Annotated in this window: 14 protein-coding genes; 5 read left to right on the plus strand and 9 right to left on the minus strand. The window is 52.6% G+C overall.

Features of this window, described 5'->3' with window-relative positions; genetic code table 11:
- The first annotated feature begins 96 nt into the window (after positions 1-96).
- The 5 genes from FY034_RS09095 (at position 97) to FY034_RS09115 (ending at position 4,107) form a co-directional block, all read left to right on the plus strand.
- Positions 97-1,722, plus strand: coding sequence for a discoidin domain-containing protein (locus FY034_RS09095; protein WP_265549787.1), 1,626 nt, complete (start codon positions 97-99; stop codon positions 1,720-1,722).
- 23 nt (positions 1,723-1,745) lie between these two features.
- Positions 1,746-2,183, plus strand: a complete 438-nt coding sequence (locus FY034_RS09100; protein WP_265549789.1) for a hypothetical protein — start codon at positions 1,746-1,748, stop codon at positions 2,181-2,183.
- 299 nt (positions 2,184-2,482) lie between these two features.
- Complete coding sequence (locus FY034_RS09105; RefSeq protein WP_012470054.1) at positions 2,483-2,677, plus strand: hypothetical protein; 195 nt, start codon at positions 2,483-2,485, stop codon at positions 2,675-2,677.
- 115 nt (positions 2,678-2,792) lie between these two features.
- A complete protein-coding gene (locus FY034_RS09110) occupies positions 2,793-3,044 on the plus strand; it encodes a hypothetical protein (protein ID WP_012470056.1) in 252 nt (83 codons plus the stop codon).
- A 13-nt stretch (positions 3,045-3,057) separates the two neighbouring features.
- Entirely contained in the window at positions 3,058-4,107 is a 1,050-nt protein-coding gene (locus FY034_RS09115) for a hypothetical protein (RefSeq protein ID WP_012470057.1), read from the plus strand.
- Positions 4,108-4,248: 141 nt separating this feature from the next.
- Here FY034_RS09115 and FY034_RS09120 read toward each other — a convergent pair whose 3' ends face one another.
- The 9 genes from FY034_RS09120 to queA form a co-directional block, all read right to left on the minus strand.
- Positions 4,249-8,799, minus strand: a complete 4,551-nt coding sequence (locus FY034_RS09120) for a PAS domain S-box protein (RefSeq protein ID WP_265549795.1) — start codon at positions 8,797-8,799, stop codon at positions 4,249-4,251.
- 336 nt (positions 8,800-9,135) lie between these two features.
- Positions 9,136-10,035 carry a cation diffusion facilitator family transporter gene (locus FY034_RS09125; protein ID WP_265549797.1) on the minus strand — a complete coding sequence of 300 codons (900 nt, stop codon included), beginning with the start codon at positions 10,033-10,035 and terminating at the stop codon, positions 9,136-9,138.
- Entirely contained in the window at positions 10,025-11,743 is a 1,719-nt protein-coding gene (recJ, locus tag FY034_RS09130) for a single-stranded-DNA-specific exonuclease RecJ (RefSeq protein ID WP_265549799.1), read from the minus strand. Before recJ ends, FY034_RS09125 begins: the two co-directional genes overlap by 11 nt.
- 50 nt (positions 11,744-11,793) lie before the next feature.
- Positions 11,794-12,366 (minus strand): tetratricopeptide repeat protein, encoded by a 573-nt coding sequence (locus tag FY034_RS09135; RefSeq protein WP_265549801.1) that lies wholly within the window; start codon positions 12,364-12,366, stop codon positions 11,794-11,796.
- Positions 12,367-12,376: 10 nt separating this feature from the next.
- Entirely contained in the window at positions 12,377-13,312 is a 936-nt protein-coding gene (gene secF, locus FY034_RS09140; protein ID WP_265555241.1) for a protein translocase subunit SecF, read from the minus strand.
- Positions 13,313-13,329: 17 nt separating this feature from the next.
- The gene (gene secD / locus FY034_RS09145; RefSeq protein ID WP_265549803.1) at positions 13,330-14,922 is read right to left on the minus strand and encodes a protein translocase subunit SecD; all 1,593 of its coding nucleotides are present in this window, start codon (positions 14,920-14,922) and stop codon (positions 13,330-13,332) included.
- A gap of 167 nt (positions 14,923-15,089) precedes the next feature.
- A complete protein-coding gene (yajC, locus tag FY034_RS09150; RefSeq protein WP_041243321.1) occupies positions 15,090-15,407 on the minus strand; it encodes a preprotein translocase subunit YajC in 318 nt (105 codons plus the stop codon).
- 2 nt (positions 15,408-15,409) lie between these two features.
- Positions 15,410-16,552, minus strand: coding sequence for a tRNA guanosine(34) transglycosylase Tgt (tgt, locus tag FY034_RS09155; RefSeq protein ID WP_265549804.1), 1,143 nt, complete (start codon positions 16,550-16,552; stop codon positions 15,410-15,412).
- Positions 16,553-16,560: 8 nt separating this feature from the next.
- Positions 16,561-17,586, minus strand: a complete 1,026-nt coding sequence (queA, locus tag FY034_RS09160; protein WP_265549806.1) for a tRNA preQ1(34) S-adenosylmethionine ribosyltransferase-isomerase QueA — start codon at positions 17,584-17,586, stop codon at positions 16,561-16,563.
- Between the last annotated feature and the right edge of the window lie 10 nt (positions 17,587-17,596).

The raw sequence follows: 17,596 nt of genomic DNA on the forward strand, positions 1-17,596 counted from the left end.
TTCTGCCCAGGGCGTTTGCTTGCTTGCAAAAAACAGAATCAGTGCTATTTGATTATCATTGGTTAATCTTTAGCCAGATCCAGCAAGGGGGACGCCATGAAACGCCAGATCCGTACTATTGTTTATCTCGTTTTAGCGTCAATTCTACTCTCTACCCACCTGTGGGCAGAACAATGGAAGATAAGCTTCAATGGCTACCCTGGAACGATGGAACTTTCAGGGTCCCAGAATAACTACAGCGGACGTTTTAACCTGCATGGCAACTGGGAACAGATGCTGGATCTGCAGGTGTACCGCAATGCCATATTCTTCCGCCGTGCTGCGGCCGATCAAAAATATCTGGGAGTCATGGAGGGAGGCCGGATGCAGGGGGTCTTTACCCAGCACGGTTCTGGCCGGTACCCGTGGACTGCAGAACAAACTGACACCGTCTCCATTGATCCGGTTGTGCCTCCCCTTGCCGGTGGAGACACAGGAACAGTCAAAAACCTCGCCCTGAGAAAACAGGCCCGTCAGTCCAGTACGGGTTACGGCGGCAATCCAGAGCGCGCGGTAGATGGCAATAAAGACGGAAACTATTCTGCCAATAGTGTAACCCACACCAACAACTCCCCCAATGACTGGTGGGAGGTTGATCTTGGCAGCCAGAAACAGATTCAGACCATCAAACTCTGGAACCGGACAGACTGTTGCAGTGAGCGGCTCTCTAATTTTTACGTCCTGGTCTCAGCCAATCCGTTTTCAGGTAACAATCTGCAGGCATTGCTGAATGACCCGTCCATCTGGCACTTCCATCATCAAGGTGCTGCTGCACGAGAGACAACGGTTGCTGTTGCCGGCGAGGGACGCTATGTCCGGGTTCAGCTTGCCGGCCAGAACTGGCTGTCATTGGCAGAGGTCGAGGTGTTCGGACATGACAGCAGTGGCAGCACAGCATATCCTGCCGACACCGGCTCAGGCATTCCGGTTACCATCTATTGGCACATGGCTGATGACGCTGATGTCTATTTGAACGGCAAGGCCTTGCGCTCATACTCACCTTCGTTCAAGACCCGGCCTGATGAGGCACCGCGCCCTGCTTTCTCAGCCAGAGCCACCCTGCATAACGGCGATATCTTTACGGTCGGAGGCCGCAGAGGGGGCAGCTTCGGTCTGATGCTGCTGGCAGTTGATGATGGCGGCAGAATCGTCTTCAAAACTGATCGCAGTTCCTGGGCTATCTACGAACCGGATGAGCGCTCTGACTGGTACGAGCCGGCCGTGGCAAGCAGCTCAGCCAGACGTCCGGTCACCGTTCAACCAGACCCCTGGTATCCCCAAAAAGAATTAAATGCCAAGTATCACAATACTGCGCTCTCCATCTGGAGTGAACCTGACAAACGTTTTGCCTACCTGATGGGTACGGTCAGTCTGTCTGATCAGGCCGCCGGCACGGTCAATCCGGTCGGGACCTGGCGCCACCACCCCGGTGCAACCTGGGTGGTTTCACAGGGTGCTGACGGTCGCTACCACGCCCAGGAACATGGTCTGGGAAACGCCTCAGGACCGGCCTATTTCACCTCTTCCGGCAGTTTCAGGATTGATTATGTTACCCGTGACGGTGCGGTAACCGGCTTCTATGAAGTCACCTTCGCACCTGACGGCCATACCGCAACAGGCAGAGTGCAGGAGCTTTCCGGACCGCGGCGTAGCGGCAGTACCAGTTGGACAAAGGAACGCTAGTTAGATAACAGGATAGAGTCACCATGAAAAACCTGTTTATAACAGCTGTGGCCGTACTAATGACTGTTCTTCTATGCCACCCTGCTGTTTCGGCTGACCAACCGAGTCAGGCTGTTCCGGCAGAGATCAAGCAGTTCCTTGAGCAACGAGGCCTGCAGATCACGGCAACTGCAGCGGATGTCAAAAAGACCGGGTACATTCTGGTACTGGGAACAGCCAGCGGGGATAGAGTTACCGCCAAACGCGCTGCAACAGTGACTGCCCAGCGCGCCATGATTTCTCTGTTGGCAGAACTGCCGTCCGGCAAGGGAAAGGCAGGCAAACAGGTGGTCAGGACACCTCCAGTGACTAAAACCAGGGTTTCCGGAACGGTTCGGCGGGCAACGCCCCTCTTCAGTCATTATGACAGCTCACATGAGACCATGTACCTCTTGCTGCAAAAGGCGGTCACCGTGCCTTGAAGCTTTAAACTCAAAAATACGTATTGTATCAATGGGGGGCCTGGTGCCCCCCATTTGCATTTATGCAACATTGCAGATAATCCAGTCGCTGTTTGCACAAATGCAAACCGGATGTTTGGCACAAAATAAGAACATATAACAATAATATCAATATGTTAACAACAACAACACAGATTTACGCTCCTGCCACAAAACCACCACCACAAACACAACATACCGTATTTACACATATTTTTTAGATGGCATAACGTTTGCTTAGCAACAGACATATGTGCATTACGCCCAGCCAGGACCACAGAATGCCGAACAAACCGATCTGCCCTTTTTATGGAAAAAATGATGATTTTTGCGATGTCGGGTGTGGCTACATCTCACCATACGACGTCAACATGATCATCCGCTACTGCAGTAAACGCTACTGCGAATGCGCAAAATACCAGGAACTGGCAGACCGTTATCCTCAAAAAGATATGCTGCTTGTCGCTGCAGCCTGAAAGGAATCTCCCATGCTCTACATGCTTGCGAGCAAGACAGATCCAGCAACGCTTCTGATAGTCCTTACAGTTAGTATACTGTTTACCGTCGTCATCTTTGCAAAGGAGAAGAGACATGACCCAAAGAGAGCTTGAATTGATGCAGCGGATCGAAGAACTGGAGCGCCACACCTGGCGTAACAGCTCTATCCTGCGGGCAGTTGCCATGGTTTCCTTTACCGCCATGGTGGGGATCATTGTTGCAGCTGGTGTCATTGGTGGTGGACACGGCAGTCATTGGTCCGGCCCGGCCTGGAACACCATGTGGCTGTATGGCCTGTTTGCCGCCAATGCGGTCTCAATGTTCTGGACCACTCACAAGGATTAGGAGGAGATCTGTCATGCCGATGAAACTATCCCACGCTGCACTGCTTCTGGTGGTCTGTGTTATCTGTGCCGCCTTCAACATGCGTATCTTCCAGGGTCTGGACGACATGATGGGCGACAACTACTGGGTCGTTGACACCACCCAGGGCGACCATGGCTGGTATGCCATGGGGTTGCTGCCACATCTCAAGACTGTTCCCAAGGATGTCGTCAGGGCAGCCAATACTGACGCAACCATAAAAGACAAATTTATCATCTACGCCCAGAGCGGCGATTTTGCCGGCAACTCGGTCTATGGCATCTGCTTTGGTATCCCATTGATCATGTACCTGATCTGGTTTGCCTTTATTCTTGGATTTCCGGATCGAGTTGACCCCTATCTGTTACCTCGAAGGATATTCACCCTTGCCGTCATTGTTGCCTGTTCCGTCATCGTCAACCTGTTCCTGATGCGTATTGCTGCTGACTTCATCCGTGATCCGATGGCCCGTATTGCCAACATTGCCGGCAACCATTCCTCATTGTTGTTCCACAACGCCGGCATCTGGTTTGCCATCCTGTTCTCTGCCCTGGGAACCCACAACCACTCCTACAACGAGGCACCAGCACCGGATAGCCGTAACTGGCAGACCCAGGCTTCAGAAAAATTCAACTGGCTCTTCACCCTGCTGGCCTTTGTAACCATCCTTGAAGTGGCGCTGGTTAAAAACAAGCTTGCCCTGCCGGACGCTGCGGTTGATTACTCGGTCTGGATTATCTGGGTTGTTATCTTCATGCGTATGTTCGGTTTTTCCCCCAAGTACTGGATCAAGCGGATTCCCGGTATCTCAATCATGCTTGTCGGTACGCTGTTGACCCTGCCTGTCTTCTACCTGCTTGAGCGGGTAACCGGTACCCTTGGCGCCGGCTTTGCATCACCTATTCTTGCCAAGGCACTGGGTGCTGAGAACCAGAATATCGGTCTCTCACTGATGATCTCAATCTACCTCGTCTTCTGGATGGAGTTTGCCGCTGCCATCCGTATGAACGGCCCGGTGAAAAAAGCGGTACCTGAAAAGGCCTAAAGGCACGTTTTCCGCCATGAAAACGGAAAGGCCCCGGCGTGGGAACCGGGGCCTTTCGTATATCAGAGGGTAGGCAGTAGAAACAGAAAGAGACTGACACACTATTCTCAAGAAGCCTGCAGCAGCTATTCCCCCCCCACTCTATTTTTCCGTAACCCTTACAAGCTCAGCTGCCAGATCCTTTATCTTCAAAGGTTTTGTCAGATAACCATCAAATCCCGCTTTCTTGAGTTGTTCTTCAACCCCCTTCAAGGCATCTGCAGTCAGGGCAATTATTGGTGTTCTCAGGCCGGTTGCCTGCTCTTCTGAACGGATCTGTTCAAGGGCCTCCACACCATTCATGACCGGCATATGAATATCCATCAAAATGACATCAAAACTGCCCAAGCGCCAACGTTCCAAGGCTTCCTGTCCATTGCCGGTACAGACCGTCTGATGTCCGATCTTGTGCAGGATCATTTCAACAGTGCGCTGATTCAGCTGATTATCTTCAGCTATCAGGACGGTTAGCGACCGTGCTGGTGTGTACAGGTTAGTTGTCTGCAGGTCAGGTGAAGCTGTTGATGCCTTTTGCTCGATTAAGGCAAAGGGAAGATCCAGATGGAAGCTGCTGCCAGCCCCAGGAGTGCTTTCTACAGTAATGCCCCCACCCATCAGTTGGGCCAGATTACGGCAGATGGCAAGCCCAAGACCGGTGCCACCAAAACGGCGGGTCGTGCTTGAATCCGCCTGCACAAAGGGGTCAAAAATTTTCTGCAATGATTCAGGGGTGATACCGATACCGGTATCACTGACCGTTATCCTGATTATAGCTTTGTCTGCAACACGCTCCAGTATCGATACACTGACCGCTATACCGCCCTGGTCAGTAAACTTAACAGCATTCCCCAGCAGGTTAAGCAGAATCTGTTTCACTCGCAGCTGGTCACCATTTACTACCTCCGGCAGGTCATCTGCGATCTCACTTTTCAACTCAAGGTGCTTCTCGAAAATCCGTGATTTCTGCGTTGTAATAATATCCTGAAGTGCCCTCTTTAGTGAGAAATCAGTGTATTCCAACTCAATCTTGCCCGACTCAATTTTAGACAGGTCCAGAATATCATTAATCAATATCAACAGATTGTTAGCTGAAGTTTCGATGCTCTGCAGATACTCTTCCTGTTCTGCAGTAAGCTCAGTGAAACCCAGCAATTGGGCCATGCCGATCACCCCGTTCATGGGTGTCCGTATCTCATGGCTCATATTGGCAAGGAATTCGCTTTTAGCGCGGTTGGCTGCCTCGGCAGCTTCCCTGGCCTCAATCAGTCTATGTTGGTACATTTTTAATTCAGAGATATCCTGCATAATACCAACCGCATGCCACTCACCATGCAGTTGGACTGATGAGAGACTGACCAATACCGGTATTTCCACCCCATCCTTTCGCAGGGCATCAAGTTCAATTGTTTTGCCGATAACCTGCCCCTGGCCTGTACTGCTGAACAGCGGAAACGCCTCTTTAAATGCGGCGTGATAACGTGTAGGCACAAGTACCTGATGGAGGTCTTTACCTAGCGCCTCTTGGGTTGAATAGCCCGTAATTGCTTCAGCTGCCGGGTTCCAGAAGGTAATCATGCCATGCGCATCTATCATGATAATTGCACTGAGACTTGAATCGGCAATACCACGCAGTTGTGCCTGGCTTTCTCGCAACAAGGCCTCAGTCTGCTTTTGGCAGGTGATATCAACCTCAATGCCGCTCCAAAGCAGATGACCGTCTGAGGCGCGGCGGGGGGTTGACTTGATAAGGCTCCAGCGGACCTCCCCGGCGGGTGTATGATACCGTGCCTCTATCTGAAATGATGTCATCGTTGCAAGAGCACGGTTTTCTTCATCTGCCATCGCTCTCTGATCTTCTTCAACATACTGACCATAGAGCAATTGGGGGTTGTTCTTCACCTCGTCCACAGCTACACCATGCAGCTTTTCCACACCGGCGCTGAGATAGGTAAATGAGCGCAGTTCTCCAGCATGCCCCATGTCAAGTTCATAGGTCATGCCGCCGGGGAGGTTGTCACCAATAATACGCAACCGTTCTTCACTCTGCTTAAGCGCTTCAGCGGCGTGGACATGCTCGGTGATGTCGTAGAGGATAACCAGATGTTCTCCAACAAACGCGTCACCGAGAGGAGCTGCACTGGCAACCACAATCCGGTCAGATCCATCTTTACATCTGATAATAATCTCCATCGGTTCAAAGCCGGTGTGATCTGTTTCAGCCTTGTGGAATCTTGCGCTCCAATTCTCAATTACCTGCTGGCGATAGACTGGATCAGGGTAGGCCTTTAGCCACCAGTCCTCAAGAGTAGGAATATCATCCAGGATATAGCCGAAGGCATTGGTAAAGGCAGGATTCAGGAAGGTGATCTGACCTTGGGAGTTGTTAATTGCCTTAGGTACTGGTGATGCCGTAATGACTGATGCAAATCTGTCAGCGACCTGCTTCAGTTCAAGTTCCATCTGAACTTTTTCGGTAATATCCAGCTGGATGCCATTTTTAATGATATCCCCATTTTCCAGCAACTCGGGGCTTGACTGGATATTAAACCAGCGTAACGAGCCATTGCTATACACCCTGCCAGTCCAGTTCATGGCTGTCATTTCTTTTGTAGCCTGTTCACTTGCTGCCAGAAGACCTGGCAGATCCTCCGGGTGAATGAGATCAAATGCTACCTGAGGGTTGCGCAAGACATCCTCATAGGAACAACCGATCTGCTGACACCAGACCGGGCTGACATAATCAAAACCGATCGTGCCATCAGCGCGTAACCGGTATTTATACACACCCACAGGAATATTTTTGAGTACGTTGGTATGTTCAGTAAGGAGGGATTGAAGGGCCTGCTGCGTCTGCTTACGTTCGGTAATATCCTTTCCGAACACAGAAATGCCAAATACCGTGTCATCACGTTTCAGAAGGTTAAAACTCAACTCCAATGAGGTGGTGCCTGAATAGGCTACATACTCAATGGTAAATGGCCCATCTTCAAGCACCTTCCGGTAAAACGTCTTCCATATCTGCACAAACTCATCAACAGGAAACAGATCCTCAGGCCGCATCCCCTGTTCAATGGCAATACCAAGACACGCCGCAAAATACCGGGCAAGCGAGCTGTTAAAAGAGATTAAGCCGAATGAGACAGGATCAACCGACCAGATCATATCTTCCGTACTTTCAAAGATAGAGGTCAGCAGGGATTTTGACTCAGCCAGCTCCAGCTCTACCTGCTTGCGTGTGGTAATATCATGGGCAAGGTAGACACTGGCCTGGTAGTTCCCTTCGGAATCAAAAAGTGGGGTTGTAGAGATGATATAATGGCCGTCAAACCGTTCGATTGGAGCCTCTGTACTATAACCGGCAAGGGTTTGCAGAGTTTTGGCCTGCGGGCAGTAATCCGGCGGCGTATCAGTTCCGTCGATGCAGGACAGGCAGGTTATTGCCAAGGCCTCATCGTGGGTCATCTGCAACTTGTCCAGAGCAGCCTGGTTAATTTCAAGTATCTTGAACTCACGATCAATAATCATGAGCGGATCGGATATGGCGTTGAAGGTGTGTTCCCATGCCTCTTTGGCAACGGTAAGAGCAACATTCTTTTGATACAGTTCAACGGTACGATCTTCAACCATCTGCTCAAGATCATCATGGGATTTTCGAAGGGCAACAACGGCTGCCTGATCGCTTTGCCAACGCAAGTACATCTGACGTGCGGCGAAGAGACTGGCGGCCATAAAGCAGCTGACCAGCAGTAAAGACTGATAGAGGCTGGTGTGCCATGTGGCCAGATAGTCACTGTCAGCCTGGGCAACAAGTACGTACATTGGGTGGTGAGCAAGCTTTCTGAAAGAAAAAATCCGCTCCACATTATCGAAACTTGAATACCCTGTGAAGGTACCTGCAGTGTCTCCCTTCTGAACAAGCCTGAGAAACTCCTTGTTGGTTGATTTCTGGCCAACAGTGCCAGGCAGCCTGCTTTCAGGGTAACGGGCAATAACCTTCAGATCTTGGTCCCTGAGGGCAATGGCTCCGTGTTTCCCGATAGTCAGGGTTGCAAAGAGATTGGTAAAATGTTGCTGGGACACGGATACAAGAACAACACCGGCAAACCTGCCATCTGGCCCGGTTATGCGCTGGGCAACCGGAATGACCCAGTGGCCACTGATACGTCCATAAACAGGATTGGTTATAATGGTCTTTGCATCAGGATTATCGCGGAGTTGTTTAAAATATTCCCTGTCAGAAACATTTACTTTCGGATCAGGTGTGTAGGATGGTTCACTGCTATAAGGGATGGTGCCACCGGCAGAGATAATACGGATGGCCACCAGTTCCGGAAGATCTTTGAGTCTGTTTCCCAGGTATCTGTTCAGTTGTGCACCGTTGACGCTGCCATTGGCCAGTTGCCGTTCAACCTCCTCTGTTACTGCATGGGCAATAAGCTCGGCCTTGTCAAAGACGCCATTGATATTCTGTTCAAGCACTTGCGCAATGTTCTGAGTTGCAGTCTTGGCCTCCTCCTTATGCTGCACATGGCCCCGGTAGACGTTTGCACCTGACAACAGACAGACTACAAGATTCGTGATAATGACACCAACGAATAGCAGTTTGACATACCCTGACACCCCTTTATGCGATAAGTTCTGCTTATCTGACATGGAAGACACCTCATTGGATTTAATTGTCTGTGGGCGAGGATTGATTCTCTTTCTTATGTGAGACTATAGCGCAATGTGAACAGATTACAACTTGAGCACAACGCCAAAACCACCCGGACAGGAAGTGCAGAAACGCAGCTACAGCCATATATATGGTGATTTAACCGCTACGTAATGAACTACAAGAGAAAGCATGATAATTATCAATTACACGAAAGGCCCCGGCGTGATAACCGGGGCCTTTCGTGTTGTTATGGTCTTACCTCTACTTCACCAACAAATCACCAGACGATCTATTATCCGAACTATCCTGGTACGGTTCCAGGCGTCCTTTGCTCAAAGTCTGATCAGGTCATCATGTTCCTCATCATGGGGATTAATATGGATCATGACATCTCCAACATTATGAAACCGTTCAAAGATCTGACGTTTCACCTCAGTTGCAACGTCATGGGACTGCTTGACCGTCATCTCCGGGTCCATATCCAGTTTCAGGTCGATAATAATGTACTGCCCTGATCGGCGGGCACGGATTTCATGAACATGCTCGACATGTTCAACCGCCTCAGCCAGGTTGGTAACATCCTGAATGTACTCGCCATGCACTGAACCATCCATCAAGTCATGGGTAGCCCCACGGAAGGTTTCCCAGCCGATATGCAGAATAAAAAAGGATGTCAACGCTGCTGCCAGCGGGTCCATGATGCCCCATCCCAGAAACGCACCAATAACACCGACGAGAGTGGCAATCGAGGTCAGGGCATCTTTACGGTGATCCTGGGCAATGGCCAGCAGAGACGGGCTTTCAAGCTGTCTTCCGGTGGCTGTTGAAAAGCGATACAACCACTCCTTGATGATAATGGTCAGAGCTGCTGCCGCAACGGCAATCCAGCCGGGAGATTTAAAATCATGGCGTAGAATGGCTTGCACGGCATCAACAAAAATCCAGATGCCGGTTGCGCAGATCACCAGCGAGATCAACAAGGCCGCCAGAGACTCTGCACGTCCATGGCCATAGGGATGCTGCTCATCATAGGGCTGACGTCCCAGTTTAAGGGCAACCATGGTACTGCCAATGGCGATAAAGTCGCAGGCTGACTCAACACCATCAGCGAAGACGGCATCAGACCTGCCCCAGTATCCAGCTGCCAGTTTCATGACCATCAGAACAGCATTGACCCAGAAACCAACCTGGATAATCCGCTCGGCCTTATCAAAACGTTCATTACGCTGCATGGTAATCCTCTGAAGAACGAAAATCCTTTAACTCCAGCTTGAGTTGCTCACGGCCATTCCAGGTTTCAAGCCTGACCGTGCAGGCCAGATCCACCAGTGCCGGTACGGTCCGCTCTGCCATACCCCACCCCACAGCCTTAAACTGGAGCCCATCCCGCTGTAGCCGCAGGTTGAGATGTCCTTCGCCAAAGCTACGACAGTCCAGAACCTGCATCTGCCTAAGCAGTAGAACCGGTGTTGCGTTCCCCATACCAAAAGGGCCCAGACGCTGCAGTTCAGCAACCAGTGCAGATGTCAAATCACGGGGTGCAACCTCAACATCCAGCACTAGTTCGGGGATCAGCTCCTGATCCCCGAGCCGCGTCAGCGCCGCCTGTTCAAAGGCATCGGCAAAGGCAGCCATCTGCCCGGGTTCAACCGTAACACCGGCTGCGGCACGATGACCGCCGTAGCGTTGAAGAAAGTCAGCACATTCATGCAGGGCCTCCAGTAGATGAAAACCACTGATGCTGCGGCCCGAACCCTTGCCGGAGGCATCGTCCCGCTCGGCAACCAGCAGGGTGGGACGATAGTAGCGCTCCACCAGGCGGGAGGCCACAATCCCCACCACCCCCTGATGCCAGTCAGGGGACGAGAGCACAATACTGTTCCGGTCCTGAAGGCCGCCCTGTGCCTCAATTTGTGCTATGGCTTCATCAAAGATCCGGCGTTCCACCTGACGCCGTTCAAGGTTGGCCCCATCCAGTTCTGCAGCCAATGCTGCGGCCTGTTGCGGATCTTCGCTCAGCAACAGTTCGACACCGGGCACGGCACTCTCAAGCCGTCCAACAGCATTCAGCCGCGGGGCCAACTGAAATCCGACCTGACCGCTGCTGACCTCGCCTTTGATACCGGCAACCTGTTTTAACGCAGCCAGACCGATACGGCTGCCTTCACCCATCCGCTGCAGACCTGCGGCAGTCAGCAGGCGATTCTGGTCCACCAGCGGCACCAGGTCGGCAATGGTGCCCAACGCCACCAGATCGAGCCATTGCCGCAGGTCAGGCCCATTGCCGTCAAAGGCTCCCTGGTCACGCAGACGGCTCCGCAGAGCCACCAGCAGATTAAAGGCCACCCCTACCCCGGCCAGCCCCTTGAAAGGATAGCTGCAATCAGAACGATGGGGATTGATCACAGCCACCGCATCCGGCAGTTGATCGAGCAACTGGTGATGATCTGTGATGATCAGATCCAGCCCGATACTGCGGCTGATACGGGCTTCCTCAATCGCGGTAACCCCGCAATCAACACTGACAGCAATCCCGGCGCCCCGCTCTTTGATCAGACGCAGGGCATCAGCATTCAGCCCGTAGCCATCCTCCATCCGGTTGGGGATATGGTATCCGGTAGTGAGCCCCATTGCCGTGAACCCGGATACCAGCAGTGCCGTAGCGCTGATGCCATCCACATCATAATCGCCATAAATACAGACCGGCTCCTTTGCAGCTCGGGCAGCAACAAGGCGCACCACCGCCTGCTCCATACCGGCCATCAGAAACGGATCAAGCATGGCCGCCAGGGTTGGGTTCAAAAATGACGCAACCTGCTCCGGCTCTGTCAGCCCCCGGCCTGACAGAATGCTGGCGGTAACCGGTGAAAGCCCGGTGGCGGAGGCCAGGGCAGCCACCGTGGACGCTGCAGTCTGTTTGAGTTTCCATTGTTTTTGCATGTTAGAAATTGAAATCCCCCGGCTGGCGGGGGATTTCAAAACCTTTCTGACTACTTGGCAGCAGGAAGCTGCTGGAGCATCTCTCTGGCCTGCCGGGCCAGATCACTGGTTTGATCCTTTTGCAACAAGGCCTCAAAGGTTGCCTTGGCCTTGGCCGGCTGTTTCAGGTCAACGGCATAGACAATACCTATATTGAAAAGACTTTGCAGATGTTTGGGATCAATCTTGTTGGCCTTCTCAAAGTTGGCAAGGGCCCGGTCAAAGAAACCCAGGGCACGGAACATAACGCCCTGATCAGTTAACACATTGGCATTATTCGGATCGATTGCCAGTGCCTTACCATAGGCCTGCACCGCTTTCTGGGCCTGATTGGCATCAAAGTAGTCATTACCAAGGGTAATCCAGGCCTGCAGATTTTTGGGATCTTTGGCGACCACTTGCTCAAGCTCGGCAACCCTGGCCGCAGCCTGCCCAGGATTGGGCATTGCCCCGCCCCCCTGCTGCACTGCCTGCTGACCAACAGAAGTGCCGCTGCCGGACATGAACTTCGCACCCACCAGTGCACCCAACAGGAAACCGATGATCAGGGCAGCTACACCAACGATGGTTGTTTCCTTGTTCATACCAACCTCCCTAGGCTTTTACCGGTTGGCCTGTTCCGGCATCCTGTTTGTTCATGGCACGTTGTTCCAGCAGCAGCACCACAGGACTGGCAACAAAGACCGATGAGTAGGTGGCAACGCCAATACCCACCAGCAGGGCAAAGGAGAAGTCATGGATGACCTCGCCTCCCCAGACAAACAGGGAGATGGCAGCCAGAAAAGTGGTCAGAGAAGTAATAATACTACGGGACAGGGTCTCGTTGATGCTGTTATTAAAGATCTTGTGCAGCGATCCTTTCAGGTCCTTGTGCAGGTTTTCCCGAATCCGGTCAAAAATAACCACGGTATCAGTCAGAGAATAACCGGCAATGGTCAGCACCGCCGTGATGAACAACAGGTTGAACTCTCTGCCGGTAACATAGTAGGCGGCAAACATGGCCAGTACGTCATGCAGGGTAGCAACCACCGCACCAACTCCGAACTTAAAGTCAAAACGCCAGGCAATGTAGCAGATGATCCCCAGCATGGAGATAGCCACGGCAATAATGGTATCCTTACGCAGCTTTTCACCAATGGAGGGTCCTATCTCAGTGGTACTGTCAACCGTGACCTGCAGACCCGGTTGGGCCTTGACAAAGGCAGCCGGTACCAGTTCTGCCGCCTTGCCGACTGCCAGGGCATTCTTGCGCGGCAGTTTTACCAGCAGTTTATTACCTTCTTTGACCTCTTGCAGTTCTGCCTCGATACCGGCTGCATGCAATGCCTTACGGGCATCTGCCAGGGCAAACGGCTTGTCAAACTTGAGCTGTACCGAGGTACCACCGGTAAAATCAATTCCCATATTGGCAGCGCCTCTGCTCATCTGGACGATGGCAATGATGCCGATGATCGAGATAACAGCAGAGATGACAAACGAGATATTCCTTTTGCCTACAAAATCTATCGTAGTTTTTCCAAGAAACTCCATCATATCAGTATCCCCTTTTATATACTCATCTTTTTGACGTTCCCCTTATGCAGGAACAGGTCAAAGATCACCTTGGTACCCATCAACGAGGTAAACAGGTTGATCATGATACCAAGACTCAAGGATACAGCAAATCCCTTGACCGGACCGGTACCGAACTGGAACAGTACTGCTGCAGTAATCAGGGCGGTCACGTGGGAGTCCATGATGGTCAGGAAAGCCTTGTCATAACCGGCCTCTAACGCAGATTTGGGTGATTTGCCCAGACGCAACTCTTCGCGGATCCGTTCAAAGATAATAACGTTGGAGTCAACCGACATGCCCACCAGCAGTACGATGGCGGCAATGCCGGGCAGGGTCAGGGTTGCCCCCAGGGCTGACATGGCCCCCATCAGGTAGAGAATGTTCAGCACCATCCCCAGGTTGGCCACCATGCCGGACAGTTTGTAGTAGATCGCCATAAAGGCGATGACCAGAACCACACCGATGGCACCGGCCATCAGACCTTTGTCAATGGAGTCTTTCCCCAGTGATGCACCGACCGTCACGTTCTGAATGATCTTGACCGGAGCAGGCAGGGCGCCTGCACGTAGCACGATCGCCAGGTCTGAGGCGGTCTTCTCCGTAAAGTTACCGGAGATCTGGGCTGAACCACCCGAGATCCGCTCCCGGATGACCGGGGCAGAGTAGACATTGCTGTCAAGTACAATGGCAAAACGTTTGCCCACATTGGCAGCAGTCACCTGATCAAACAGCCGTGCCCCCAGCGAGTTGAACTCAATCCCAACGTAGGGCTGGTTAAACTGTGAGTCAATCCGTACCTGGGCATCAGTCAACAGGTCACCGGTGATCAGGGCCTTTTTATACACCACCAGAGGAGTCTCGCTGGTGGCACCGGTAGCAGGGTCGGTGTGCTTTTCAAACAGCACTTCACTGTCCTCGGGTACTGCGCCGCCGGTGGGTGAAACCCCCTCTTTAACCATCTTGAACTCAAGACGGGCGGTACGTCCAATCAGTGCAATGGCCCGTTGCGGATCTTTAATGCCGGGCAGCTGCACCACAATCTGGTTAACCCCCTGGCGGGCAATTACCGGCTCGGACACGCCAAACTGATCAATCCGGTTACGAATAGTCTCAAGGGCCTGGGCAACCGCCTTATCCTTGCGATCCTGGATATCCTGTTCCTTCATCCGCAGGGCAATCCCGACCATCCCCCCCTCTTCCACCGTGGGGATGATCTCGTAGTCGCGGTACTTCTCCTTGACCAGTTTCTGAACAGCGGCAGCGGTATCCTTTTCGTACATGACAATCGCGACCTTGTCGCTTCCAGTACGGCTGATCCGCTTGAAACGCAGGTTTTTGCTATTGAGAGTATCCTCAAGATCGGTTGCAACCAGATCCAGGGTTCCCTCAACCGCCTTTGTGGTCTCCACCTCAAGCACCAGGTGAGTCCCCCCCTGCAGGTCAAGCCCCAGGTGGATCTTATCTTTGGGCAACATCCCCTTCCACCAGTCCGGCAGTTTGGGGGTCAAGGTTGGCACCAGATAGATGCAGGACAGGACAATAAAGGCTGCGATCAGGGCGATGCGCCATCCGGCTCCCTTAGGCATTGGCACGGCTCCTTCTGTTTGTAGTATGCAGAAATACTAAATTCTGAAACATGGATATTCTGTTCCGGTTCTGTCAAGCAGGCTGTGGGCGGAGGCGTACAACATCATACGCCGCACAAAGTACATGCCGAAGCTTGACTGGACCAGGACAGAAAAAAGTCGTTTCCCTACTTCACGACAGTCGTAACAAACGGCTTGTCAATCTTGATCTTCACCCCGGTTGCAATTTCAAGGGTTACCACCTGATCTTCCAGGGCGGCAATCTTGCCGTGGATACCGGCTGCGGTCTTGACGCTGTCACCAATTTTAAGTGCGTCAATCATCGCCTTATGTTCCTTGGCCTTCTTCTGTTGGGGACGAATCAACAGAAAGTAGAAGATGGCAAACATGAAGATCAGCGGAACGAAGTTCATAAATGCCGCTGCGCCACCCTGCGGTGCGGCCCCACCAGCCGGAGTTCCCATTGCGAAAGCGATACCAAGCATGTTCATACGTTGTATTCCTCCTTGTTATTTTCAGCGGTAGTCTGTTGCTGATGATAAAATTCCTTGCGGAATGCCTCAAACTGATCCTGCCTGATTGCCTCGCGCATCCGGCCCATCAGGCTGAGATACCAGGCAATATTGTGGTGCGTATTCAGCATTGATGCCAGGATCTCGCCGGAACGGAACAGGTGACGCAGGTATGCCCGGCTGTAATTTCTACAGACGTAACAGCTACAGGCCGGATCGAGCGGCCCCTGATCCTGCTCATACTGCTTGCGCTTGATGTTCACGCGCCCCTGGCTGGTAAAGAGCATCCCGTTACGGGCATTACGGGTCGGCATAACGCAGTCAAACATATCATATCCGCGCCAAACCGCCTCCACTAAATCTTCCGGTGTGCCGATACCCATGATGTAACGTGGGTGATCTGCCGGCAGCAGATCGCTGCAGGCATCCATCACCTCATGCATGACCGGCTTTTCTTCACCAACCGACAAACCGCCCAGGGCGTAACCATCAAAGCCGATCCCCTGCAACTCCTGCAGACTGCGCTGGCGCAGATCACTGAAGCGGCCCCCCTGTACAATGCCGAACAGCAGCTGGTCTCTGCGGGTATGGGCATCCTTGCAGCGCTGTGCCCAGCGGGTGGTCATGGCCAGGGAACGTTCGACATACTCCCGTCCGGCATCAGCCGGTGGACATTCATCAAAGCACATGATGATATCGGCCCCCAGCGCCTCCTGAACCTTAATCGACAACTCCGGAGTCAACAGGTGCATGGAACCGTCAATATGGGAGCGGAACTTGACCCCATCTTCCGTGATCTTACGCAGGTCTGTCAGGCTGTAGACCTGAAAACCGCCGGAATCCGTCAAAATCGGCCTATCCCAGGACATAAAGCGATGCAGGCCGCCCAACTCTTCCACCAGCCGGTGTCCGGGCCGCAGATAAAGATGGTAGGTATTTGCCAGAATAATCTGGGCACCGGCATCGGTGAGATCTTCAGGACGCATTGCCTTGACCGAGGCGTTGGTACCCACCGGCATGAAAATGGGCGTCTTAATCTCGCCATGGGGCGTGGTCAAGACGCCGGTACGGGCCCGGCAACCACTATCCTGATGCACAACCTGAAAATGATCTGGCACTGCTGCTCCTAGACAATCAGCATGGCATCGCCATAACTGTAAAATCTGAATTGCCTGTCGACGGCATCGCCATAGGCGGAAAGAACCAACTCTTTTCCGCCAAAGGCCGAGACCAGCATCAACAGGGTTGATTCCGGCAGGTGAAAGTTGGTCAGCAACGCATCAACCACCTTAAACCGATAACCGGGATAGATAAAAATATCTGCTTCACCTTGACCAGCCTGCAGTTGACCGGCATCGTCTGCTGCATACTCCAGGGTCCGGCAGGCGGTGGTGCCCACGGCAACCACCCTGCCCCCCCGTGCCTTGGTTGCTGCCACAGCAGCAGCAGTTTCTGGGGGAACACGGTAACGCTCACGATGGATGCTATGATCCTGAACCCGCTCAACCCGTACCGGCCGGAAGGTACCCAGACCGACATGCAGGGTGACCCGCGCAAGGCGTATGCCTTTTTCCTGAATCCGCCCCAGCAGTTCCTGCGTAAAATGCAGGCCAGCGGTTGGGGCAGCTACAGCGCCGGATTCAGAGGCATAGACCGTTTGATACCTGACACGATCCAGTTCTTCGGATTCGCGGTTCAGATAGGGAGGGATCGGCATCTGTCCTACTCTCTGCAACCAGCTTTCAAAATCATCGCTGCCATGAAAGCGGATCAGCCAATCCTGCTCACCGAGTTGTTCAACAACTTCAGCCGTTACCCCTTCAGCCAGCCTGATGATCTGTCCCGGCCGGCATCTCTTTGAAGATCGTAACAGACAGCGCCAGCAGGTATCGCCAGTCGGCTCAACCAGAAACAGCTCAATCCGCCCGCCGGTTTCCTTCTGGCCAAACAGCCGGGCCGGAATAACCCTGGTGTCATTCAGCACCAACAGGTCATCTGGCCGTAACCATTCGATAATCTGACTGAAGGCAATCTCAGAGCGTGCAGCCGTCTGCCGGTTAAGCACCATCAAGCGTGAACCGTCCCGCTGACTGGCCGGATAACGGGCAATCAACTCATCCGGGAGCGTAAAGGAGAACTCTTTAACCAGCATCTACCGTACC

The organism is Trichlorobacter lovleyi (genome assembly GCF_015239775.1).
In the GTDB taxonomy this organism is placed as follows: domain Bacteria; phylum Desulfobacterota; class Desulfuromonadia; order Geobacterales; family Pseudopelobacteraceae; genus Trichlorobacter; species Trichlorobacter lovleyi_B.